General features: G+C 43.7%; 16 protein-coding genes and 1 pseudogene. 8 read left to right on the forward strand and 9 right to left on the reverse strand.

Translation table 11 applies throughout. From position 1 onward, the window contains the following. Positions 1-51 precede the first annotated feature (51 nt). From QE390_RS04960 to QE390_RS04970, 3 genes are all read right to left on the reverse strand, one after another. Positions 52-1,869: an ABC transporter ATP-binding protein gene (locus tag QE390_RS04960; protein ID WP_307141318.1), complete on the reverse strand. Its 1,818-nt coding sequence runs from the start codon at positions 1,867-1,869 to the stop codon at positions 52-54. A gap of 66 nt (positions 1,870-1,935) precedes the next feature. Next, complete coding sequence (locus QE390_RS04965) at positions 1,936-2,379, reverse strand: hypothetical protein (RefSeq protein WP_106637208.1); 444 nt, start codon at positions 2,377-2,379, stop codon at positions 1,936-1,938. 51 nt (positions 2,380-2,430) lie between these two features. Then, complete coding sequence (locus tag QE390_RS04970) at positions 2,431-3,456, reverse strand: gliding motility protein (protein WP_307141319.1); 1,026 nt, start codon at positions 3,454-3,456, stop codon at positions 2,431-2,433. On the opposite strand from QE390_RS04970, the gene QE390_RS04975 reads away from it, so the two are divergent. Next, entirely contained in the window at positions 3,455-4,219 is a 765-nt protein-coding gene (locus tag QE390_RS04975) for a porin family protein (protein WP_106637206.1), read from the forward strand. The two genes, QE390_RS04970 and QE390_RS04975, sit on opposite strands and share 2 nt — an antisense overlap. A gap of 109 nt (positions 4,220-4,328) precedes the next feature. Here QE390_RS04975 and QE390_RS04980 read toward each other — a convergent pair whose 3' ends face one another. Next, positions 4,329-5,003 (reverse strand): response regulator transcription factor, encoded by a 675-nt coding sequence (locus tag QE390_RS04980; protein WP_307141320.1) that lies wholly within the window; start codon positions 5,001-5,003, stop codon positions 4,329-4,331. 9 nt (positions 5,004-5,012) lie between these two features. After that, on the reverse strand, positions 5,013-6,278 hold the full coding sequence (locus QE390_RS04985) for a sensor histidine kinase KdpD (RefSeq protein ID WP_307141321.1): 1,266 nt from the start codon (positions 6,276-6,278) through the stop codon (positions 5,013-5,015). A 312-nt stretch (positions 6,279-6,590) separates the two neighbouring features. Here QE390_RS04985 and QE390_RS04990 point away from each other — a divergent pair, with 312 nt between their 5' ends. After that, complete coding sequence (locus QE390_RS04990; protein WP_307141322.1) at positions 6,591-8,111, forward strand: RtcB family protein; 1,521 nt, start codon at positions 6,591-6,593, stop codon at positions 8,109-8,111. Between the two features lie 195 nt (positions 8,112-8,306). On the opposite strand, the gene QE390_RS04995 is transcribed toward QE390_RS04990, so the two are convergent. Then, positions 8,307-10,595, reverse strand: a complete 2,289-nt coding sequence (locus QE390_RS04995; protein ID WP_307141323.1) for a GH92 family glycosyl hydrolase — start codon at positions 10,593-10,595, stop codon at positions 8,307-8,309. 187 nt (positions 10,596-10,782) lie between these two features. Here QE390_RS04995 and QE390_RS05000 point away from each other — a divergent pair, with 187 nt between their 5' ends. The 4 genes from QE390_RS05000 (at position 10,783) to QE390_RS05015 (ending at position 14,661) form a co-directional block, all read left to right on the forward strand. Beyond that, a complete protein-coding gene (locus QE390_RS05000) occupies positions 10,783-11,175 on the forward strand; it encodes a DUF1398 domain-containing protein (protein ID WP_106637201.1) in 393 nt (130 codons plus the stop codon). A 267-nt stretch (positions 11,176-11,442) separates the two neighbouring features. After that, positions 11,443-12,225 carry a Fic family protein gene (locus QE390_RS05005; protein WP_307141324.1) on the forward strand — a complete coding sequence of 261 codons (783 nt, stop codon included), beginning with the start codon at positions 11,443-11,445 and terminating at the stop codon, positions 12,223-12,225. 59 nt (positions 12,226-12,284) lie between these two features. Beyond that, the gene (locus tag QE390_RS05010) at positions 12,285-13,241 is read left to right on the forward strand and encodes a hypothetical protein (RefSeq protein WP_307141325.1); all 957 of its coding nucleotides are present in this window, start codon (positions 12,285-12,287) and stop codon (positions 13,239-13,241) included. A 259-nt stretch (positions 13,242-13,500) separates the two neighbouring features. After that, positions 13,501-14,661, forward strand: coding sequence for a DUF6563 family protein (locus tag QE390_RS05015; RefSeq protein ID WP_307141326.1), 1,161 nt, complete (start codon positions 13,501-13,503; stop codon positions 14,659-14,661). A gap of 64 nt (positions 14,662-14,725) precedes the next feature. Here QE390_RS05015 and QE390_RS05020 read toward each other — a convergent pair whose 3' ends face one another. Then, entirely contained in the window at positions 14,726-15,997 is a 1,272-nt protein-coding gene (locus tag QE390_RS05020) for an amidohydrolase family protein (RefSeq protein ID WP_307141327.1), read from the reverse strand. 1,017 nt (positions 15,998-17,014) lie between these two features. On the opposite strand from QE390_RS05020, the gene QE390_RS05025 reads away from it, so the two are divergent. Further along, positions 17,015-17,716, forward strand: coding sequence for a hypothetical protein (locus QE390_RS05025; RefSeq protein ID WP_106637196.1), 702 nt, complete (start codon positions 17,015-17,017; stop codon positions 17,714-17,716). Positions 17,717-17,728: 12 nt separating this feature from the next. Beyond that, positions 17,729-19,432 (forward strand): hypothetical protein, encoded by a 1,704-nt coding sequence (locus QE390_RS05030; RefSeq protein WP_307141328.1) that lies wholly within the window; start codon positions 17,729-17,731, stop codon positions 19,430-19,432. A gap of 92 nt (positions 19,433-19,524) precedes the next feature. On the opposite strand, the gene QE390_RS05035 is transcribed toward QE390_RS05030, so the two are convergent. Next, entirely contained in the window at positions 19,525-20,844 is a 1,320-nt protein-coding gene (locus tag QE390_RS05035) for a vanadium-dependent haloperoxidase (protein WP_307141329.1), read from the reverse strand. Next, positions 20,841-24,153, reverse strand: a pseudogene (locus QE390_RS05040) (VCBS repeat-containing protein). The gene QE390_RS05035 and the pseudogene QE390_RS05040 overlap by 4 nt, the downstream one beginning before the upstream one ends. Positions 24,154-24,213 lie beyond the last annotated feature (60 nt).

Consider the following 24,213-nt stretch of genomic DNA (forward strand, 5'->3'; position numbering starts at 1 on the left):
GGTATTAGTATAGTTAGGCTGGCAAAACTCCGTGGGAAGCTGGAAGCCAAGTTATTCCATTTTCAGGGCATTTTCAAATTGTAATTTCACGAGCCCACTGTATAAACCATCTTCGAGTAAAGACAATTCCTCGTGCGTTCCTCTTTCGATGATTTCTCCCTGCTGAAGCACATAAATCTGATCAACATTACGAATTGTGGCCAGACGGTGAGCAATAATAATCGTAGTCCGATTTTCCATTAAGCCATCCAGGGCTTCCTGGACGAGTTTTTCTGATTCCGCATCCAGTGAAGACGTCGCTTCATCCAAAATTAAAATAGCGGGATCTTTCAGAATTGCTCGGGCAATGGCAATGCGTTGCCGCTGACCACCCGAAAGTTTAACCCCCCGTTCGCCGACAATGGTATTGAATCCTTCGGGAAAAGAGGTAATAAAATCATAGGCATTGGCTTTACGGGCCGCTTCTACGATTTCCTGGTCCGTAGCCCCAGGACGACCGTATTCTATATTTTCGCGAATGGTACCCCCAAATAGCATCACTTCCTGCGGCACAATGGCCATGTGGCTGCGGTAATCAGTGATTGAGTAATGATCAATCGGCTGGCCATCCACTAAGATATGCCCCTGCTGGCTCCGGTAATACCGCATTAATAATTGCACTATAGTTGACTTACCGGCTCCTGAGTAACCTACTAAAGCAATTTTCTCGCCTTTCTGAACGTGGAGGTTAATATTTTTCAGTACCTGAATATCGGGGCGGGAAGGATAACTAAAGCCTACATTCTTAAATTCAATACTGCCGTCCAGAGTAGGTTTGCGAATCAGATTGGTTTGATCAAGTTCAACTTCTGAAGATTCTTCCAGAATTTCCAGAATACGCTCGGAAGCACCAATGGTTTTCTGCACCTGAGCATACATATCACCTAAACCACCCACTGACCCACCGATGAAGGCAGTGTATAATACGAAGCCAAAAAGATCGGCCATGATCATTTCACCGTTTAATACCAGTGTTGCTCCGTACCAAACTACGCCAATGATGCCGCCGAAGAGAGCAAAAATGATGAAGGAAACAAAGCCACCTCTGTACATGGAAGCTTTCAAGGCTGTGTTAACTACCCGATTCAAAGCCGTCGTGTAACGGGTTACTTCCAGTTTTTCGTTAGTGAATGCTTTTACTATATTAATAGACTGAAGCGTTTCTTCCACAATAATATTAGCCGAAGCCAGTTCGTCCTGGGCCTGCTTGGACATCGTGCGAATGAACTTCCCAAACACCATCGCGGCTACTACTAGCACTGGAAAAGTGGCCAGCATGAATAAGGTAAGTTTCCAGGAAATCGTCAGAATCACTACGATTCCAATCACCAGGGTTGCCACGCCCCGTAATAACTCTGCCAGGGTGATGGTTAACACGTCCTGTAACTGAGTGACGTCGGAAGTCATGCGACTCATCAGCTCTCCTACTCTGCGTTGCTCGAAGAACCGAATGGGTAAGGTTACAATCTTTGTGTATAAACTCTTGCGAACATCGGCCATTGACCGCTCACTCACCCGTGTGAAGTAATAAATCCGGGCAAAAGAGAAAATCGCCTGTCCTACCAATACTGCAAATAAGGCAATGAGTACCTGATTGAGTGAGAACTGTGATTTCTTTTCCAGTACTGCCACGATTTCCCGAATCAGTAATGGAAAAGACATCATGGTTAACTGAGAAAGAGCCAGAAAGACCAAACCGATCAGAAAAAGCCCACGATAAGGTTTAACGAACCGAAAAATATGTAATGCTTTATTAAGCCCCGCCCGACTGACTTTCTTTTTGTCTTCGGGAGATGGTTCCTGACCAAAGGAGCTTTGACGTTTAGCCATAAATGAGTTTTACGTTTTGAGTTCGGGGTTTTGCGTTCATTCATCCATCACTTAACCCCAATCTTTCTACTTATTAGTGGCAAAGCGGAGCATGTTTTCCAAAACTGCAATGGGTGCTTTACCCGTCCGCTGGTCCCAGGCGGCCCAATCAGCCAGCAAGGGGCGGCGGCCCTGAACCTGGGCATATAGCCGCTCTGCTAAATCCGTAATGTTTTCTTTGGGAATCCAGTAATCTTTTTCGGCATTATCTGAAGGGTTAAGGCCAAACTGAGGTTGTTCAGAAAGATACCAGGCTAATTCAGAATAAAGCTTTTTGACTAGTGACTCTTCGTAACCCTTCTGGATGAGAGCGGCGATAAACGTTTGCTCATCCATGGAAGGACGTTCCGAGATGAGTTTTTTCAGACGGCCTTCCCGCATGGACTCTCCCTGAGAGAGCGTCACAATCAGAAAAATAATTCCGCCCAAACCTAATAATACGACAAATGCAAAAGCAAAAAGTAAAAACATGAGAAGGAGCCGCAGACGTTTGAGTCCTGAGCTTTAAGTGAAAAAAGTCATTTATTGTTCCGCCTGCCCCCGATATTTAGAAGATTCGAGAATCTGTCGGGCATTCTGATTTTTCATCAATTCCTGGAGACTAACATTCGGGTTATTCATTTCATAATACCGAACGATCTGCCAACCCAGCCAGCGACCAATACTGCCCGGACAACGAGGGCCAATCTCCGGTGTTTGGGGACGATCACCGAGGTACTTTATCCGCTTGTTAGGATTGGTTTCATAGAGAAGTTTATTATCTATGAAATGTCCCCACACTAAATCCTGGGCGATTTTCGTTTCCGCTAACTGCCGGCCCGTGTAGCCAATTAACAAACTATCGGGCGTTTGAGGTAACATGGTTTGAGCAAAAACGTAACCTTTGCCGTAGTTGATCATCTCGGATAGCATGGTCTGGTCTTGTGGATTGTTTTTGGCATATTGCTCAGACAAGACGAAGAGAATCTGAGGTACCAGAGCTTTGGGATTATACCGCCACATCTGATAGCCATACACGTCAGGCCGAAACTTAGCGTTTGAACCGAGAAAATAATCCAGACCAATAATGATTACACTATCGCTAACGATTAGATCAGAGCCCAGAAAACCAGAAAATGCCAGCTGAATGCGGGGTACTTTGAAACTGGAATCATAAGCTTTCATATTTTTGAAGGCCGTAGTGAGTTCCGAGCGTAGCGTGTCAAAGTTACCGAAGCTGGCTTGCGTTTGTTTATAAAATTCCCGAAGGCTGGGCTCGTTGACTCTCCGGTACAATTCTGTTAGCAGTTGCGTTGAGTCCTGGAGTCCATTTTTCAGGAAATAATTGTTGACAAACGCCGCGTGCGAATCAACCCAGAGCTTGAATTGCTGAGGCGTAGTACTAGCAAAAAGCGAAGAATCCAGCCGTTCGATGGACAACTGAATTTGAATAGCATCAGCTCCAGGAAGGCTTTTTACCGTATATTGATCGGAATCCTTTGTTTGATCGCAGGCTACCAAACCACCCAAGATTCCAGCTAAAAAGCTGATAATCAAAATTTTTCTCATGAAAACGTTCTTCAAAAAATCGTGCAAAATTAGTCAAAAAAATGGCCTGTTGGGGCTTTTCTTTATTCTTTCGTTTTCAGCCTCTGCTCAATACCGAAAAGTGCAAGAAACGTATCCTACCACCAGGGGCATGGTTCGCTATCGGCCCGTGGGGGTACAAATGGGTTTTAAATTATCGCCTTTTATTAGTGGCAACCGCCTGGAAAGCCGGGGGAATTATAACTCCTTCGATAATAACGGAGCGGTAGTGCGAATGAGTCTCGGACCCATTGCGGATATTTTCTTTTCTGAAAAATATGCCTTCAGTACGGGCTTGTGGTACACCGTAAAGGGGGTTCATGTAAGAAATTCAACCTCGTTCCTGCAGGACTTAACCCCTCCCGGCACGGCGACGTCTTCCTTATATAACCTCCAGTATCTGCAAATTCCTTTGACTTTTAAATTATTAACTAACGAAGTAGCCGATCGGCTGCGGCTGTTTATGCAGTTTGGTGGGGTAGCGGATATCAAGCTGGCCGAAAAAGCCATTAATGCTCCTATTAATGCTCTCTATATTTATAATGAATCGAAGAACAGAAGCCGGGCTTTTGGATTCGGAGATTTTAACTTGCTGCTAGCCGGCGGCGGAGAATATGCCTTATCCGGAAGTGATGCCCTGGTTTTCGGCATAAGCTACCAAAGAGGCCTGATTAACATTTACCGAGACAATGATTTATCCATTAAGAATAACTGCTTCTTTCTGGATTTAGCGTATAAGTTCTGAGTCTTGAGTTTAGGGTTTAGAGTTAGGCGTTAATTAACTTAACTCTGATATCTCTTAGTTGAAGAGGGTATATCTATAACTCAAAACAAACAAACTCAAAACCCTAAACTCAGAATTCAATCCGAAAACCTACGCCGTGTACACTTACGAGGCGTAGGTTTTTATCTTGACTAAGGTATTTGCGAAGGCGGCTGATGAAGACATCCAGACTCCTTCCTAAAAAGTAATCGCTCTTCCCCCAAAGTCTGCTTAAAATTTCTTCACGGGGAATGATTTCGTTGGGCCGCTCGGCCAGCATTTTTAGTAGATCCGCTTCCCGGGCAGTTAGGTTAATAAAACTGGCCCCGTAAATAAGTCGCTGGTTTTTTAAGTCCAGTTGATACGCTCCCAACGTTAAGCCCTGATTAGTCACTGCTTTAGCATCCATTCGTCGAAGAATAGCCTCAATGCGAAGGGTTAATTCCTCCATACTAAAAGGCTTGGTCAGGTAATCGTCGCCCCCCAGTTTAAAGCCCCGAATGCGGTCTTCCGGTAAAGATTTTGCCGTCAGAAAAATAACAGGAACTTGGCTGCCGGTCGAACGAATTTTTTCGGCTAAAGCAAAACCGTCCATTTCCGGTAACATCACATCCAGCAAACAGACATCGTAGGATTGCTGCGAAAAAGCTTCCCAACCCCGTTTGCCGTCTTTTTGTAAATGTACTTCGTACCCTTCCTGAAGCAGATTATCCGCCACGACAAAGCCCAGCGTTTCATCGTCTTCAACCAGCAAAATTTTAATCATACGTTTCTTTTAATTCAAGACAGGATAAATCAAGGTAAAGCAACTACCCTGCCCTTCCACACTTTCCATGGCAACCTGCCCACCCATGGCTTCGGTCATGGTTTTTACGTAATATAACCCTAATCCAAAGCCCTTCACGTTATGCACATTACCCGTAGGAACGCGGAAAAACTTATGGAAAATGCGGGATTGATGTTCCTTCGAAATTCCAATACCCCAATCCTGAATATCTATCCTCACCCGCTGCTTAATTACCTCCGTACGAATGCTTATTTCAGGATGCTGACTGGAATACTTAATGGCATTATCCAGCAAATTATACAAGGCATTCGTCAGGTGCATGAGATCGGCCTGAATAATCGAGGGCTGAGCTTTTAGCTCCAGGGTAATGTGAATATGTTCTTCCTGAATGCGGGGTTGAAAGCGATCGACTAAATCCTTGATGACTTCGTGAATATCCAGATTTTCTAACTGTAGTTTTTGCTGATTGCTTTGAGCCGTTTGTAGTACTGTATCTACCTGTTGCTTCAGCCGTAATGCCTCTTTTCGAATGATACCCGCATAACTGGCCAGCCGTTCAGAAGATTGATTGGGTTTACTTAATACATCCGTTGAAATAAGAATCGTCGATAGAGGAGTTTTGAATTCATGGGTCAGGTTATTCACAAAATCGGTTTGTAATTCGGACAATCGTTTCTGTTTAAAAATGACGTATAAAGCGTAACTAAAAAAAAGGATAACTAATAGAATTCCTACTGAGGAAAAGGTCCATGATTTAAGCTGATCAAAGACATAATTACGCTTTTCGGGAAAATAGACCCCGAAGTAATAATTCTGTCCGGCCACTTTAGGAAAAGACGTTTTAATGGCCTTCTGGTCATCGCAGTTAGCGGTATGGCAGACAAAACCGCCGTATTGAATTTGATGCTGCTCGCAATCGTAAATCCCGTATTCAAAATTAGCTTTAAGGTCATGCCGGGAAAACTCCTGTTTCAGAAAAACCTCCAGAGCAGACGGATCCATCTGATCATTAATCTGAACGGTATAGTAATTGGCCGATACCCGTTCGACGGGTCTTAAAGGTAAGCTGTTGGGGCGATTATTATAGTCGATCATTCGCCGGCAAACGATCCGTAGAGCAGAGGTAACTCGCTGATCAAAATCACGGTCTTCCAGTTGATAGGCCTGTCGGAACCAGTAAAACTGCACCAGAGCCAACCCCAGCAACAGCAGGACGGATAATACCGTAAAAATGCGAAGTGTACGACTGGACATGTAACAAAAATAGCAGTTGTGCTGAAAGCCCGCCTGTTATTAACATTTCATTAACTCATAAAAATCAGACATCTACTCATTTGGAAATAAAGAAAAAGTGCGATCTTTGTCCCCGCAATGCAAAATTTCGCCCTAGCATACCGTCAAGAGATGAGCTTACGTCAAAACCCGGCATTGGATTTTGGACGGAAGGATCGTGATGGTTCCGGGCGGATGAGATAGCACCTCAAGGATGACTTAGGCCTAAGTATCCCTATATAGCCCGGAACTGCGTGTTTCGGGCTTTTTTGTTTTATTTCAACCTCAATTCACATGGAAACCCTTATTACCCAGGACGAGTTACTGGCCCTGGGCATTGACTCTCCCGAATTACAAAAGCAATTTCTACGAGTCTCTAACGGCCTGATTTCAAACGGCGTTTATCCTAAAGATAAGGTAATGACGCTCTTTGCTCAGTTGTTGGAGAACCCAAAGAAGTTTGCGTACTCTAAAAATAAATTAACCAACCTCGGACTCGCCGTAAAGAAGATGGCAGATGCCGGGCTATCCATCACCCTGACTGATTATGCCCGGGAAATTCTGGCGGTAGAAGCCGCCCGCACCCCCGTATATGAGTTACCTGCACGGCCCGGTCAGACTACGCGGGAGTTTATTTTACGCGAAGAACCCCTGCCCTACCAGGTTTACGGATCGGATTTTATCGAAGAAGGAGCGATCAAACAGATGCAGACGGCGATGCAGTTACCCATTGCAGAAGCCGGAGCCTTGATGCCCGATGCTCACCAGGGTTATGGTTTGCCCATCGGTGGGGTGCTGGCAACGACGGCTAATACCGTCATTCCTTACGCCGTTGGTGTGGATATTGCCTGCCGGATGTGCCTGAGCGTGTTTGACTTACCTGCTTCGATGATTCAAAACGAAACCCGTTTGCTGAAGTCGCTTTTAAACGAACATACGCATTTTGGTATGGGAAGTGAGTCACGGAAGAAATTTGACGATACCCTCTTTGAAAAACCTGAATGGTCGGCAACCAAGCCCATTCGCGAGTTACGCGATAAGGCCTATCGTCAGTTAGGAACATCCGGGACGGGAAATCATTTTGTGGAATGGGGCGAGCTGGAAGTACTTTCCGACGAGTTATTACCCGCTGGAAAGTACCTGGCCTTGCTTTCCCATTCAGGCTCGCGGGGTTTTGGTGGTAACATTGCCAATCATTATTCTAAACTGGCTATGCAGAAGACAAAGCTTCCTAAAGAAGCTCAGCATCTGGCCTGGCTGGATTTAGATTCTCAAGAAGGGCAGGAATACTGGATTGCCATGAATCTGGCGGGAGACTACGCTTCAGCCAATCACCACGAAATCCATAATAAAATGGCTCGGGCATTGAATCACTCGCCTCTGGTAATGGTGGAAAACCACCACAACTTTGCCTGGAAAGAAACGCTGGCCGATGGCCGGGAAGTGATCGTTCACCGCAAAGGAGCTACGCCTGCGGGTGAAAAGGATTTAGGGATTATCCCCGGTTCGATGACGCAGCCTGGTTATGTAGTTCGTGGAAAAGGGCTCGATGCTTCGCTGCAATCAGCTTCACACGGAGCAGGGCGACTCATGTCGAGAACCAAAGCCATCCAGACGATTCAAAAGTCTGACGTAAAGAAAGCTCTGGAAGAGGCGGGTGTTACGCTTATTGGAGCCGATCTGGACGAAGCTCCTATGGCCTATAAAAACCTGGAGCATGTCATGGCGGCTCAAACGGATCTGGTTAGTGTATTAGCGAAGTTCTCACCCAAAATCGTCCGCATGGCTGATGGCCGCGAGAAAGCGGAAGATTAATCTGGTTTGAGAAATTTGATTTGACAGGGTTTGAATACGTTTTGATTCTATCAAATCTTCAAACGAAATCAAAACCTGTCAAACTAATAAACCACAGAGTTACTCAGAGTTATGCACAGCGTTTACTGTGTTGACTTTTGAGTAACCCTGTGGTTAAAACTTTGCACTAATAACTCTCAACCCAACAACCAACAACTACTTTTTAGCCGTTGAGAACGAGTAAGGGGCATCTGAGGCAGCCGTTCCACGTTGCTTGTTAGGCTTGGCAGACATTTGGAAATTGATGGTGGCTCCCTTCATTAATTCCTGATGGCTCAGCCAGTTTTTCGTAGAGGCCTTGCCGTTCACATTTAAAGATTGTACGTAGCGATTATTATCATTGTTGTTAGCCGCTGAAATCACCACTTTCTTGCCATTTTCCAGCTCAACCGTTGTTTTCTTGAACAAGGGCGTACCCAATACATATTGGTCGGTGCCGGGGCAAACGGGATAGAAACCCATCGCGGAGAATACATACCAGGCCGAAGTCTGACCGTTATCTTCATCCCCACAATAGCCATCGGGCGTGGGTTTATACATCCGCTCCATTACTTCCCGAAGCCAGTACTGAGCTTTCCAGGGTTCGCCCGCGTAGTTATAGAGATAAATCATGTGCTGAATGGGCTGGTTGCCGTGAGCGTAATTGCCCATATTCATAATCTGCATTTCACGGATTTCATGGATAACTCCACCGTAGTACGAATCGTCGAAAATCGGAGGCACTACGAATACCGAATCCAGCATTTTCACGAATTCTTTCTTACCGCCCATTAAATCAGCCAGACCCTGTACATCATGAAAGACCGACCAGGTGTAGTGCCAACTGTTTCCTTCGGTGAAGGCATCCCCCCATTTGAAAGGATTGAAGGGCGACTGGAATTTACCGTCCTTATTTTTACCCCGCATCAGCTTGGTTTCAGGATCAAACAGATTGCGGTAGTTCTGGCTGCGTTTCGCAAACAAATCAATCTCCGCCTGCGGACGGTTAAGGGCTTTCGCTAACTGATGAATCGTCCAGTCATCATAGGCGTATTCCAGCGTCCGTGCCGCGTTTTCGTTGATTTTGACATCGTAAGGAACGTAACCTAGCTCATTATAATATTTTACCCCTTTTCGGCCAACGGAACTCAATGGGCCTTCGTTCTGGGTATTTTTCAGGATTCCTTCGTACAGCGTATTAATATCAAAACCACGAGCCCCTTTCAGGTAAGCATCCGCAATCAGCGAAGCTGAATTCGAGCCAATCATACAGTCACGATGACCAGGGCTGGCCCACTCGGGTAAGAAACCACTTTCTTTATAGGCATTCGCCAAACCTTCCATGATGTGGGCATTCATGCTGGGGTACATCAGGTTAAAGAAAGGAAATTGTGCCCGGAAGGTATCCCAGAAACCGTTATCCGTAAACATGTACCCGGGTAACACCTGACCATTATAAGGACTGTAGTGCATGACTTTTCCAGACGCATCCAGCTCATAAAACTTGCGGGGAAATAGCATCGAACGGTACAGGCAAGAATAAAACGTCCGGGTTTGGTCTACCGAACCGCCCTCTACGTTCAGACGGCCCAGTTCCTTATTCCAGATTTTGCGGGCTTTTTCTTTGACCGTCGCAAAGTCATCCTTACCAATTTCTTTTAAATTCAATTCCGCCTGCTCGGCACTGATAAAGGAAGACGCCACCCGAGCATATACTTTCTCACCTTTCTTGGTAATAAAACCAACGACTGCTCCTACGTGGTTATCCTGCACCTGCATTTTGTTGGGGACAGCATCTTTTCCGCTCCAAACCATCGTGTTAGCAAAGGGACGATCAAACTGAATAACGAAGTAGTTCTTGAAATTGGAAGGCGCTCCACCACTGTTTTTGGTCGTGTAACCTACAATTTTATTCTCTTCAGCAATGATTTTCACGAATGAACCTTTGTCAAGGGCATCGATAACCACGCGGGATTCTTTACTGTCGGGGAAAGTAAATTGTAAAGCCGCCGCTCGCTCGGTCGGAGCAATCTCGGTGGTTACGTCGTGATCCGCCAGATATACTTTGTAATAATAAGGTTTAGCTACTTCCGATTTGTGCGAAAACCAGCTTGCCCGCTCGTCCTGATCGAAACGAAGCTTACCTGTAGTAGGCATGATGGCAAACTGACCGTAGTCATTAATCCAGGGACTGGGTTGGTGAGTTTGTTTGAACCCTCGAATTTTATCCGAGTCATACGTATAAGCCCAGCCATCGCCCATTTTACCTGTCTGGGGCATCCAGAAATTCATTCCCCAGGGCAGGGCAATGGCGGGATAAGTATTACCAGTAGAGAGACTGTGCTTCGATTGGGTTCCCATGAGGGTATTCACCCATTCCACGGGTTCGGCTACTTTGGTCACCTCCTGAGCGGTTGCCGTCAACATCGACAAGCCCAGCAGGCTAAGCAGACAAGAGCGTATCATTAATGAAATGTTTAGAAAGTGGTATTCAATGGAAAAAGTAGCAATTTGGTGGTTTCAACTCATTTTCCAGCAGAAGAAAGCCGAAAAACCTTTGGAAAGCCAAACGAAGTTTGTAGCCATTGATCTATTCGGACTTTAAACAACCGGTTCCCCTCCTTGTCTCAACCTTAATCCAAACCTTACACTCATGTTTACCGTAGAACAGATTGAACAGGCTCATGAAAGAGTAAAATCAGGAGCCGATTTTCCAAAATATATTCAGGAAATCAAGGCCCTAGGCGTAACGACATTTGAAACCTGGGTAAAGGACAGTCACACGGACTATTTCGGCGAAAATGATTATCAGACTTCATCTCAGCCACAATATGAGGAGCTAAGCATTGCAGCTACCAATCAATCTGAGGCATTCAAGCAATACCTGAAAACTCACCAGCGAGGAGAAACGGATTATTACACATTCTGTCAGCATTGTGCTGAAACGGGCATTGAGAAATGGATAGTCTCTTTACAGCAGATGACCTGTACTTATTATGATCAGGCAGGCAATGAGATTTTGGTAGAACAGATTCCTGGTTACTAATTCATTACTCGGCTTTTCCTGCCATCCTGCATAAAGCGACGGCTAAACCCCTCGCCTGTCATCTCGAACGACGTGAGAGAACTTCTACAGAAGGAGACGGATTTAGAGGAGTAAAGCTTTCCCTAAGCCAAGTAAGCTCGTCAAATCAATAAGATCCTTCGCTTCGCTCTGGATGACAGGCTTGTTTTCTTGTGTGATCTCAAGAGTCATTAATCTACCATCATTTCCCACTACCTTAGGTCATTCAAAGCCAACGGCTGGTACGCTATGAATGCAACGCTTTCGAACACTTACTACGACGATTATCTGTCTTCTCTACTTGCTTTAGATCTTTCCGCAGCTTTTGCTGAGCTAAAAAGCAAAGACTGGACGATTGATAATTTCAAGTTTTACACCGCGGTATCGGTCATGGCTTCTTCCCGAATCGAAGGTGAAAGCCTGGAGGTTGACAGTTACGTTAAGCATAAGTTGCTTGATATCGAATATTTACCAACGCTAACCGAGAAACCCAATGATTTGTATCGGGCCTATGAATTTGCCCGGGATCATTCACTAACACTTATCCATTTTCTTCAAGCTCATTCCATAGCTACTGAACATTTATTACCCGAAGCTTTTAGAGGAAAGGTAAGAAACCGAAACATGCTAATTATGGATCAGCAGAGTAATCGTATTCGCTACGAGGCTGCTTCAGGAAACGTAGTAAAAGAAGAATTTGAGATTTTCTGGAGCGAAGTAGACGCCCTGATTCAGCAGGAATTAAGTCTTGAAGAAGCTTTTTATTATGCCGCTTTTATTCATCTGGTTTTTGTAAAAATCCATCCATTCAACGATGGGAATGGTAGAACGGCCCGCTTGCTAGAAAAGTGGTTTCTTGCCAGCAAGCTGGGTGAAAAAGCCTGGTACATCGGGAGTGAATTTTATTACTATACTCACTTGCAGGACTACTATAACCATCTGGGAAGAGTTGGGTTATTTTATGAGGCTTTGGATTATGAAAAGGCTTTACCTTTTTTGAGGATGTTACCCTTGAGTTTGGTGTATAAATAATACCCCTTAGTATTTTCTATTCTTACTGCTTCATTAACATACATTTTTACCTAATCTAAATGAATAAAATATTTACTTACCTCAAGGTCATAGCTATTCCCGTTGCCTATGGATTAATACTCCGTTATCTATTTGGGGTTGAGGATTGGCAAAGACTGTATTCTGTCATGTCCCTTACGTTTCTGGTTTGCTTACCAACCATCATGGGCATCCTGACCATCTTTTTTTCCAGTGAAGAAAAAGCGAAAGAACGTTCTTATCGCTTTTTTGCTCCCTGGGTTCCTATTCTGTTTTTTTTCGTACTCACTCTACTAGTGGGATGGGAAGGATGGGCCTGCTGGCTTATGGTATTACCGCTTTTTTTTCTAGCTGCTTCCCTAGGGGGCTTTATTGGCTGGAGACTTAAAAATAGGAATCGGAACAAAAGAGTATACTTATCTACCATCCCCTTAATACCCTTACTCATTACCCCACTTGAAATGGCAGTTGGCTCAATACCAGGCACCTATCAAGCTTATACCTTTATCGATATTCAAGCTCCTGCCGAGAAAATATGGAGTAATGTTACCAGAGTTAAAGAAATCAAAAAAGAACAAGATACAGGTTGGCTAACCAACGCCTTAGGCTTTCCTAGACCCGTCAAGGCCATCCTCAATTATGAAGGAGTCGGAGCGTATCGCGAAGCTATATTCACGAATGGATTAGTTTTCCATGAAACTGTTTCTGAGTATATTCCTCAAAAGAAAATGGTATTTTCAATTAAGGCTTATCCCCACGAAATTCCATCAACGACGCTGGATGAACACGTGGTTATCGGAGGTAAATACTTTGACGTATTGAATGGAACGTATGAATTAGAAAAATTAAATTCCAAAACGTATCGATTGCATTTATATAGTCACTTTAAATTAACAACTACCTTTAATTTCTATGCAAGCTGGTGGGCCAGATGGATTATGCAGGATATTCAGGATAACATTTTACAGGTAGAAAAGTATCGAGCAGAAAATGAATAAATTACCCATTATACAAATTGATTTCATGAAAGCTACGAATGATCAGTGGAGTCTTACGATTAGAGTATCTACAACATTTTATGGCTTCTAATTGTCTGTTAACCACGCCGTATTAAAATTCGTTAACTAGTTATTAGATAATTGTGTAAATAAGCAAGCCTTTATTTAGTACCCACAACGGATTCTATAGTAAACTTTTTAGTTAATGGATTATTATTCATATTTGAAATCTTTCACCATAAACTTCCTATCTATTACGATGAGCTTATTTTTTCGATTGACTTTTGTTATATACTTTTTTAGTTATTTAAACTTTACTGTTTCAGGACAGCATATTATCGAGTTACCAGAACACCCTTTAACTACTAATAATCTTGGATTTAATTTTAAAAAGGTTATAGATGCCCGACTTTTTAAGGACAATATAGGCCTATTACAAATGAATCAAAATGAATTAATCGAATGCAATTTTCCAGCAGATGTATCAGAGTATTTAGAAAGTTACCTTAAAAGAAATCTTTCTTCTAGTGGAGACAGCCTAGTTCTAGTAATAAATGATTTATGGGTTAGTAACAAATCGAATAACAATACTGGTGAAAAAAAAGTAGATCTTTCGTTTACTATCTGTCGTCAAGACACTTTAGGTAAACTATGGAATATTTATTACGTTGAAAACTTAGCCGAAATAAGCGATTGGAGTGGTCAGGCAAGCTATGGAAAAAAAATTAGGAAATTATTTGATATTTGTCTTAATGAATTCTCAAAAACTAACTGGAGAAACAATGCCGGAACCTTATTTGAGCTGGGACCACAAACCAATGATAAAGTAGCCAGTTTATTTGAACAAGTTATATTTCCTGCAGGACTATATTTTTCTATTCCTGAACTTATGGATAAGAAACCTAGCATTTTGCCTAATTATATTGATAGTAAACGGTTAGATGGCAAATATTTGGCTATAAAAAACTTGAAGGTTCTTTCTGAAGGAAAAAAGGCATTCGCCTATTCGGATGGGAAGCGTCTGTATATATATGCGAATCAGTACAAAGTGGGAAATAAGGCTACTTACTTTGCACCGGTTCGAGAAACGGGTCGGTTCTTTTTAGTTGAAGATGAACTTGATGCTAGTAATATGAGAATATTGTATTCTTATGGATCAATTGGATTGGCCATTTCTGGGGCAATCTCAGGAGTTGATAGAACAACCGTCATTAATAGGAATGACTTAGGCTTTATTGTGGATTTGTATACTGGACAAACCTATACATGTAACGATAAAGGAATATTGAAACTTCTTACAGAATTTCCAGAAGCTCGGGAAAGATACTTAAACAAAAAGGATCGTAAAACAGCTTCTGTATGGCGTTCCTGCATTATGTATTTGAATCGAAATGAGTTTAATAAATTAAGTAAAAATTAGTTATTTAATCTAAAACTTAAAAAACGGAGGCCGAGCTATTTACTCGGCCTCCGTTTTTTATTGCCTATTCATTCTTATAAACCACTCCATCCTTCATAACAAACTTGACATTCATCATCGTTTTAATGTTCTGTAGAGGATTTTCAGAGGTAGCTACAATGTCAGCCATTTTTCCGGTTTCAATGGTGCCGATTTGTTCTTTAACTCGTAGCAAATCTGATGCACTAGCTGTGGCGGCTTTGATGGCCTCCATGGCGGGCATCCCGGCTTCTACCATATATTCGAATTCCTTAGCATTAACGCCGTGAATGGAAACGCCCGAGTCTGTGCCGAAAGCGATTTTCACGCCTTCTTTATAAGCTTTCGCAAACATACTTTGAATCTTTGGCCCTACTTCCAGGGCTTTTCGGGCCTGAACCAGCGTGTAATACCCCATGATTCTTGCCGAATCTGCTACCGTTTTTCCCGCCAAAATCGTTGGAACTAAGTAAGTCCCATGCTTTTTGAACAAAGCAATCGCTTCATCATCCATATACGTGCCGTGCTCCACACTAGTAACCCCCGCCCGGATGGCCCGCTTCATGCCTTCGGCTCCGTGAGCGTGGGCGGCAACCGTAAAGCCGTAATCCTGGGCTGTTTCCACGATTCCCCGAATTTCATCTTCGGTAAACTGTGGGTTTTGTGAATTGGAAGCCAAACTCAGCACGCCACCTGTAGCTGTGATTTTGATAAGATCGGAGCCATCTTTATACCGCTGCCGAACGGCTTTACGGGCATCTTCTTTTGAATTTACTACTCCCTCCAGCGGCCCAGGGTCACCCATCAAGTCTTTCCGATACGCATTCGTCGGGTCAGCGTGACCTCCAGTGGTGGCAATGGATTTTCCTGACGTATAGATTCTTGGGCCTACTACCAAGCCTTTGTTAATCGCGTTTCGTAAAGCCACGTTAACGCCACTCCCGCCCAGATCACGCACAGTAGTAAAACCAGCCAGCAAGGTATTCTTGGCGTTTCGAGTCGATTCAAAGGCAATGTCGGCAGGGTTAAGCGTAAAGCGGTCAATGGCCCCTCCACGACGAGTCTCGGATTCCAGATGCACATGGCAATCAATTAGCCCCGGCATTACCGTCTTACTTTTCAGATCAATAACCTTTTCCCCGGATTTGGCTGATTTATAGCCCTTTTCAATGCCAATGATTTTATTTTTCTCAACGACAATCGTCATTTGACTCTTGGCTTCGTTTGCTACGCCATCAATCAAGGTACCACAATGAATGAGTGTATTCTGAGCAAAAAGACCTCCTGGCAGCAGACAGAAGAATAGAAGTTTTTTCATAAACTAATTTTGATATGGAAAGATGATCGGTATTTAGCCTATAAAAATATAAAATTTTAAAATAGCATCTATTTTATATATAAAATTTTGTTAAATACAGTATTATCAAAACATACATCAGATCACTCCTAGTAATTCAACACACCTATGATTCGCCTTAGAGGTTGAATCTCACAAGATTATATAGGTATTGCCAGAAGCTTGACAGGTAAAATACTCAAGAAGGCTTAAAATGCCCTGCCCCCAGCTCTCCTTTCCAGTTATTAAACATTACCTATTAAATTGAATCGTCTTTTCATCTGATTATCGAGCATTCATAGCCCATCCTATTTTCTCTTCTACTGATCTTAAGTTGCGTGCATTGAACGCTAATTATAGCTCCGTTAACTATAAATTTTTCCCACCATATTATAAGTTAACTTATTATTTAATCTTACTAATAAGTGTCCATTTACATAGAATGTAAAACTTGATTCGTCTCAATATTTAACTTATCTCAATACCTGACGCATCGCTAAATGATGTATAATTAATCTATTAATCCCGCACCATTACTTATCAAAAGTTATTCTACTTGATATAATTCAACAAAGAATGTCTATTATCTCTTACAAAACGTATTATCTATAATGAAACTACTATGAGTAACATAGTTAAATAGTTAGGTAAAAAATTTACAACTAACCTACAAAAATCAATGTACTAATACCAAACACTCAATTAATAAAATTGAGTGTTTATAAATATTAAAATAATTTTAATAACCATTAATGGTTAGCAATACAAAAGGCTCAAATTCAATATATTTGCTAGGCAGATATTCCAGTATTTGCAAGTAAGTATAACCTCTATCTATAACTTATTTAAAGCCTTAAAACTCCTACCTAAAACCAGCTATTTTTTCAATAATAGGCACTATATACAATCAAAAATTAACAAATTTCAATTGACTATTTTTATAAACATTCTTTTCAACCACAATCTTGATCTATCATTTAAACCCTAACTGTTTGTCTAATGAAAAAAGTTTTACTACTACCTCTATTGTGGGGGATTACTTTTCAGAGCTTTGGGCAAGACGTCGACTCCAGTAAGTCGGAACGTCCGCTCCCAACGTATACGGAAGGTTTTGCTCTGGGTTTGAAAGCCGGAACCGCAGGCTTTGGGCTCGATCTGTATCATTCTATTAATCGCCACTTCACCGGGAGAATAGGTTTTGGACTCTTCAATTACAAAACCCGGTTCATTTCTGGATCTAGTACAGATGATGTTCAAATCGGTTTGGATGGAAATATCAAGATTAAAACGGTTAACGCCCTGATCGATTATTACCCTTTCAAACGCATGGGATTTCGTCTGACGGGAGGAATAATGCTTAATCTGAATGAGGTAACTCTGGACGGAAAGCCAACCCGTGACGTAAAACTGGAAGATTTAACCTTTACAGTGGATGAAATTGGCACGCTTTCGGGTAAAGCTGAATTTAATAAACTAGCTCCCTACATAGGCCTGGGGTTTGGGCAGCCTTTTCTTCGCAATCGACTTAAGTTTAACATTGACTTAGGATTCTTTTATCAGCAGTCGCCCAAAGTATCCCTGACCGCCACCAAGATGTTAGAGCCTTCGCAGGACCAGGCCGCTATTATTGAGCGGAACCTGAAGCCTCTCAAGTATTATCCTGTTTTGAATTTAGGTGTCTCCTATCGTTTAAATAAATAATCCACTGCCTTCATGAAAGATACTGTTTTTTCTAAAAAACGGATGCTTGGCGGAGTTCTGCTGAGTTCTTTTCTTGCCGTAATTGTCTTTGCCTGTAAAGACTTAAAGGATATTGCTAATCTGGATCCATTGGAAGATGTAAATTTTTCAATTAATGCGAATCCATTTACTGCTCCGGTGATGATTCGGTTTGTTAACGCAAACCCTACTGCAACCAACCAGCCGGGGGCTTTCGACGTAAGCGTTTCGGGTACTAATGCGGACGTTGTTTATATGGCAGATGGTTCAAAAACTTTTAAGGCCTCTCAGGGGCTACTGCCTTTAGGTATGCGATCAAAGGTTACTCCATCAGCCAGTACTCCTTTGAAGTTTACCATTCATGCAACGGTCTCTGGCTTCAGCCCCGTTTCTTATAATGTGATGTTGACGGATACTTCGCAAAGCGAAATCCAGATTCCACTCGTTGAGTTGAACAACCCAGCCGAAGGGACTTCGGCCCGCGTAGCCAGCACTACGGTAGACGGAAACGGAAACACCACGGCTGCCGTCACCATTGTTACCCCCAAAACCGCTGCTACCGCAGATGAAGCTACATTAACTATTGCGTCTGGGACTCAGATGCAGGATGCCTCTGGCAAAGCTCTGGCAGCGGGTCAGGTTCGGATGGAGGTAGTGCATTATACCACGACATCCGATCAATCGCTAAGCTCGTTCCCCGGCGGATTTGTTGCTGATAACGTGCTCAATGCCAGTGGTCAACCCATGAGTCCCATTACTTTTAGTACGGCGGGATTCATTTCCATTAATATGACCTCGGGCGGAACCAGTGTGAAGAAATTCTCCAAGCCTGTAGAAGTTAAAATGGACTTGGATGAAACCTTAACTAATCCAACAACAGGTGAGGTTATTAAGGCTGGGGATACCGTTCCCCTATGGAGTTTAAATGAAGAAACTGGCCAATGGAAAGAAGAAGGTACAGCAACGATTTATGCCGATGCCAATGGAAAACTTCAGGCTAAATTTAACATTACTCACCTTTCCAGCTACAATCTGGACTGGTATACTTCCGCCTGTGTTAATCACGTATTAAAGGTTCAGTTTCGCTTTAATTCTGCATCCTCTATTGGTCGTTATTATTACGTTGTATTCCGGGATCGATTTGGGCGGTTTTTAACCTACCAGTATGTGTATGTGCGAGACGGAGAAATTGCTTCTTTTTATCGCCACCCCACCTCTCCGAACCTAAAAATTCAGGTGTACGATAATTATTTCAGCTATGGCTCAGCTAAAGTCATTGGACAAACTACCGTAAGTAATCCTTGCTCCAGTGGAACGGTAACTTTAACCGTTACTCCTCCAGCACCCCCTGAATTTGTGAATGTCAAACTTAATTTCACTGCAACGAATACCAAGAGTAAGTACAGCTACCGCCCATCTGGCTGGATCTACTTTTTCCGAATGGGAGGTTCCTATTGGTGGGAACCTGGTAGTTATTCTTATCTCTACTCCTATTATGGCAGTGGAAGTACGCGAGTCATCAAAAATGGCACCTACTTTGTATACGCCTACTTTAATCGAAAATGGGAGTATACCCTCATCAAGTTCGATCCCTCAAGTCTGCCTCAAACAATCAATGAGCAGACTTTAAAAGGAAAGGCTAGTTATAATTCAGCTACCAATACTATCGATATTGCCTTGACAGCAGCTATTAAATAGGACAGATATACAGTAAAAAAGGTACTTCAACCTGGGTTGAAGTACCTTTTTTATTAATCAGTTTTATGCAATCCAATTGATACAGCTGAAGCTCATAACGAAGTTTTCTCCAGGCCTTTTCTTTCCAGTTTTTTAATCACCCAGGCTCCTACTTTCTTCCCCTGCGTACGGCCATTCACAATAGCGTCCATAAAGTGAATACCTCCGTATAAACGCGACATCCCCGCTTCATCGGCGGCTTGCATAAACGAAGTAAACGAGCGGGCTTTGAGTCCAAAGGGTTCTTCAACCGTATCGGTATAAGCAAAATGGTCCCCTAAATAATGCGTTAACACCGTAGCAACAGCCGTTGAAATAGTAGAATGCCCGCTGAGGTACTCTGGGAAAGGTGGCGTTTGCAGAAAGGGTCGCCAGTTAGGATCGACTAACTGCCGAATGGCCGTTTCGGGGCGGATGCGATTACTGCGGTATTTCTCATCCCAGCAACAAATAAATCCATCCATCAGGGTAATGGAAACAATGGTGCTCATCTTGAGGGTTTGAGCTAAATTCAAACCCGCTTTTTTGCAGGCTATGCCCGTAATTCCCAGCCAGTGAGCCCCCGGAGAAATTTTCTTCATGCCCACCATCAGGTGGCCATTATCTTCCAAAGCAAAGGGATTACAGTCCCAAAAAGCGGCAATTTCCTTATGATCGTCCGGGAGTTTTTCCTCAACATTAATAAGCATCAGCTTATAAAATTTAGAGTTTTTATCCTTTGAAAAGGCAACCGGCGGAACCGGTTTAAACTGTGAACAGGTATCGAGGGTAAAGGGACGAACCGTGGCAAAATAAGGTTCTACGGGCGAAAAATACCCCGGGGGTGTAGGATACCAGTTCCCTTCCTGATTTTTAGCCTGATAACGCGGATAGTTACTAATGCGGTTATAGCGATCTTTCTTTGCGTATTTAAGTAACTGCTGACTAATCTGCTCGGCATATTTTTGAGAATGCTCCAGCGTTTGTTCCGAAAACCCGATGGCCTTGCAGGAATCAAGAAAATGCTTTTCATAGGCCGCCATGCGACTGCCCGAAGGCTGCATTTTCTTTGACGTTTCCATGACTGCCAAAACTGCCGCCAGAGAAGCCGAGTGCGATTCCAATCCCTGCGGTTGCTCGATTTTGGGAAAACCGTTCAATACCCCATGCATGCTGTGAATGGAGGAGTCATGCTGGGCCATGACTTCATACCCCGACAAACAGGCGTAGGAAAAAAAGCGGGCAGCCAGCGGCGGATTGGTTACATCATGAATCATGATCTCCGTCATCTCATTCAAAACCCCGGTTAGGGCTTCGGGAGATACCTCGGGCTGCTTCACTTTCGAACAGCCAAACAAAGTAATCAGCAGCAAAAAGAGACTGTATTTTTTCATGGCTTGCGGAGTTGATACGCTTCCAGGGGTTTTTGATTGATTCCGAAAAGCAAACGATTTTCCAGGGGTAATACGCTCCGCACATCACCGCGTAACAGGAAGCCGGATTTGCGTTGAGGAATGTACTGAAATTGTCCTTTGCCGTCTCCTTTCAATAGCACCCCATGATTTGCATTGCAATTCCCGAAACGCAGTCGAGCTTTATTAACATTTCCACAAAGAAGCAGATCCTTTTTACCGTCTTGGTCAAAGTCGAGGCTGGTCACGGTAAATACCGGAGCCAGCTGAGCCTGTATGGGTAAAGCCTGTTCCTGAAAGGTCCCCTTAGGCGTTTGTACCCATAAAGTCGTTTGCAGGGTATTCGCCGATAGCTTCGTACTGCCCTGTAATTCTTCTGGGGTGAAAATGTCCGTAAGCGTGGCTTCGGCGTAGCTTTTATAATCCGGGAATCGCGTCCGCATGATACTCATCTGATCAAGTAATTCATCGCGAGAGACGTAAGGATAGCTTTTCCCCTGAATGTAAAAACAAAGAATAGGGTCCACAGAACCATTATCGTCGAAATCCTTGTACACTAGCTCAGCGGGTTCACGGTCGGAAACTTTGCATTGGGTATTCAGGCCCTGATTACCTCCCAACAAGTCCATTCGTCCATCGCCGTTTACATCGTCCACCAGCAGTTTGTTCCACCACCCCCGATAAGATTTTGGGAAGTATTTACTCGTCTGATCCGTCCAGGTATTCCCCCCACTTACAAAGGCCGTAATGGGCATCCACTCGCCTACCACTACCAAATCCGGTTTCTTATCCTGATTTAAATCCAGCCAGGCTGCATCACTTACCATTCCTATACGAGCCAACGCCGGGGCTAGCTTTGCCGTCTGATCACTGAAATTTCCTTTACCGTCGTTAATTAACAGGAAGCTCGGTGGTGTTTCGGGATACCGCCCGGGTATTACTCTTCCTCCCACAAACAAATCCATGGCTCCATCACCGTTCACATCGGCGGCCCGAACGCAACTTTTGCTAGCGACCATAGCGGGTAAGGCTCCTTTACTGAGTGCGAAATTTCCTTTACCATCATTCAAATACAAATGATCCGACAACCGGGCATCGTCAGGCATGAGGTCACCGTAACCGCCACTCACCACGTATAAATCCGGGAAATTATCTTTGTTTACATCGACAAATAAGGCATCAGCGTCTTCGCTGGAGGTCTGGAAGCTCTGTTTACGAGTGAAATTTCCTCCTTTTTGCTGGAGGAATAACTCCCCTGCCTTTCCATTACTGCCGCCCACGAATACATCTTCTAATCCATCCCCGTTTACATCGGCTTTTACCATGCAAGGCCCCGTAAACGACAGCGGATTAACCAGTAAAGGTTGTCGCTTGAAATCATTTAAGGAATTGGACGTTGCCTGAACCAATACGGGAGACTTAACGGAATGATACCAGGGGGCTTCACTAGTTCCAGGCTTTTTGCCAGCAGAGGCTTCAGACTGTTTAAGCGTCAGTAACTGATCCGCTTTGACAGCCGTTTTCGTTTGCTGTGAACCGTCCAGCCAGGTAATCGTCAGGGAATCAATCTGAGTAGCTGATTTCAATCCAAAATGCAGTACAGAGGACACGCTCGATTGATACCCACGGGTAGGCATCTGCTCAAGAAATTGGCGTTGCCCATTTACTGAAATCATTACTTTAGCCCCAATTCCCTGGGTATTACCCCCCTTGCCTTCGAGTTTGACATTCAGAAAATGATTCTTCCGACTCGACTGGTTTTCATACACACTGGCGACATGATTAACATTATTGACGATTAAGTCCAGATCGCCGTCGTTGTCCAGATCTGAATAAGCAGCTCCATTGCTATTCAGGGGCTGATTAACTCCCCAGGCCGCACTGACATTACTAAAGGTCAGGTTCCCATTATTTCTGAATAGATAATTGGTTACGTTAGAAGACGGAATCTGCTGAACCAGCGTCAGTACATCCTGCCGGTGAATATTACCCTGACGATTTTTCATAAAATCACCCATGTATTTCAGGAAATCCATGTTGGTGTAGTCCCGCAGATAGCCGTTAGAAATGAAGAGATCTTTCCAGCCGTCATTGTCATAATCCGCAAATAGAGCAGCCCAGCTCCAGTCGGTGTTGGAAATACCCGCGAGTTGACCGATTTCGCTGAAACTCCCATCTCCATTATTTACCTGGAGCATGTTTCGCATGTACTGGTAATAAAATCCCGAACGCAGATTCAACTCAAATTTTTCATAGTTATCCGCACTCATCAACAGTTTCTGCCTCCGGTTATCTTCGGGTAACATATCCAGCGTAAAAATGTCAGGCAGAGCGTCATTATTAATGTCGGCGATATCATTACCCATTGAAAATTGGGACGTATGCCGTAAGTAGTTTTGAATTTGATTGCGGAAAGTTCCGTCCTGATTATTGATGTATAGAAAGTCTGGAACGGCATAGTCATTCCCAATGTAAAGATCCGGCCAGCCGTCACCATTCATATCTGAAATTCCAATTCCAAGTCCATACGACAGGGAAGCACTCTGGATGCCCGCCTTTGCCGTAACGTCTCTGAAGTGATTACCCGTATTCTCAAACAATCTGGAACCAACGCTGGGATCTTCCTTTTTGAGAATTTCTTGTGGTGGCAACCTCATCCAGAACGGGCAGCGATTTAGGATTATGATTTAGTAAAAAAAGGTCCAGATCGCCGTCTTTATCATAATCGAAAAAAGACCCCTGCGTACTATAAGCGGGCTGGTCAAGCCCATACTCCCGAGCTAATTCTTTAAACTGCGGAATTCCATTTCCATCCACACCCTGATTAATAAAAAGCTGATTGGTGCGGTTCTCAGGAGATACATTCCCCGAATAACATACGTAAATATCCAGCTTGCCGTCGCCATTCACATCGGCCATGCTTACCCCCGTTTTCCAGGGACCGGGTCGGCCTGCGGCTCCCGAAGCATCCGTAATATCTTTAAATTGTAAATTGCCCTGATTCAGGTACAGTTTGTTGGGAGTCATGTTAGCCGTGAAGTACAGATCATCCCGACCATCATTATTCAGATCCCCAACGGCTACCCCCCCGCCGTTGTAGAAATATTCATACATTAAAATATTGGTATTCAGCCCTTCAGATAAGGTATTACTAAAGTCGATATGCGTCTGATCCGTAGAGAGTTCTTTGAAAAGAGCGGGACCATTATCGGCAGGAAGAGCTTCCTTTTTGTCCTTTTCCTGACAAGCCAGAATAAGAACCAGAAGGCTCAGGGGTAAAAAGCGATTCATGCAAAGTTTCAGTTTGGGGGACACGCGAGAACCAGGTATTCACGTTGCGAAGAACAGTGC

The sequence above is a fragment of the Siphonobacter sp. SORGH_AS_1065 genome (assembly GCF_030818595.1).
Classification (GTDB): Bacteria; Bacteroidota; Bacteroidia; order Cytophagales; family Spirosomataceae; genus Siphonobacter.

Coding starts and splice junctions, on each gene's coding strand:
- QE390_RS04960 (WP_307141318.1), bottom strand. CDS start 1,869: ATGGCTAAACGTCAAAGCTCCTTTGGTCAGGAACCATCTCCCGAAGAC.
- QE390_RS04965 (WP_106637208.1), bottom strand. CDS start 2,379: ATGTTTTTACTTTTTGCTTTTGCATTTGTCGTATTATTAGGTTTGGGC.
- QE390_RS04975 (WP_106637206.1), top strand. CDS start 3,455: ATGAAAACGTTCTTCAAAAAATCGTGCAAAATTAGTCAAAAAAATGGC.
- QE390_RS04970 (WP_307141319.1), bottom strand. CDS start 3,456: ATGAGAAAAATTTTGATTATCAGCTTTTTAGCTGGAATCTTGGGTGGT.
- QE390_RS04980 (WP_307141320.1), bottom strand. CDS start 5,003: ATGATTAAAATTTTGCTGGTTGAAGACGATGAAACGCTGGGCTTTGTC.
- QE390_RS04985 (WP_307141321.1), bottom strand. CDS start 6,278: ATGTCCAGTCGTACACTTCGCATTTTTACGGTATTATCCGTCCTGCTG.
- QE390_RS04990 (WP_307141322.1), top strand. CDS start 6,591: ATGGAAACCCTTATTACCCAGGACGAGTTACTGGCCCTGGGCATTGAC.
- QE390_RS04995 (WP_307141323.1), bottom strand. CDS start 10,595: ATGATACGCTCTTGTCTGCTTAGCCTGCTGGGCTTGTCGATGTTGACG.
- QE390_RS05000 (WP_106637201.1), top strand. CDS start 10,783: ATGTTTACCGTAGAACAGATTGAACAGGCTCATGAAAGAGTAAAATCA.
- QE390_RS05005 (WP_307141324.1), top strand. CDS start 11,443: ATGAATGCAACGCTTTCGAACACTTACTACGACGATTATCTGTCTTCT.
- QE390_RS05010 (WP_307141325.1), top strand. CDS start 12,285: ATGAATAAAATATTTACTTACCTCAAGGTCATAGCTATTCCCGTTGCC.
- QE390_RS05015 (WP_307141326.1), top strand. CDS start 13,501: ATGAGCTTATTTTTTCGATTGACTTTTGTTATATACTTTTTTAGTTAT.
- QE390_RS05020 (WP_307141327.1), bottom strand. CDS start 15,997: ATGAAAAAACTTCTATTCTTCTGTCTGCTGCCAGGAGGTCTTTTTGCT.
- QE390_RS05025 (WP_106637196.1), top strand. CDS start 17,015: ATGAAAAAAGTTTTACTACTACCTCTATTGTGGGGGATTACTTTTCAG.
- QE390_RS05030 (WP_307141328.1), top strand. CDS start 17,729: ATGAAAGATACTGTTTTTTCTAAAAAACGGATGCTTGGCGGAGTTCTG.
- QE390_RS05035 (WP_307141329.1), bottom strand. CDS start 20,844: ATGAAAAAATACAGTCTCTTTTTGCTGCTGATTACTTTGTTTGGCTGT.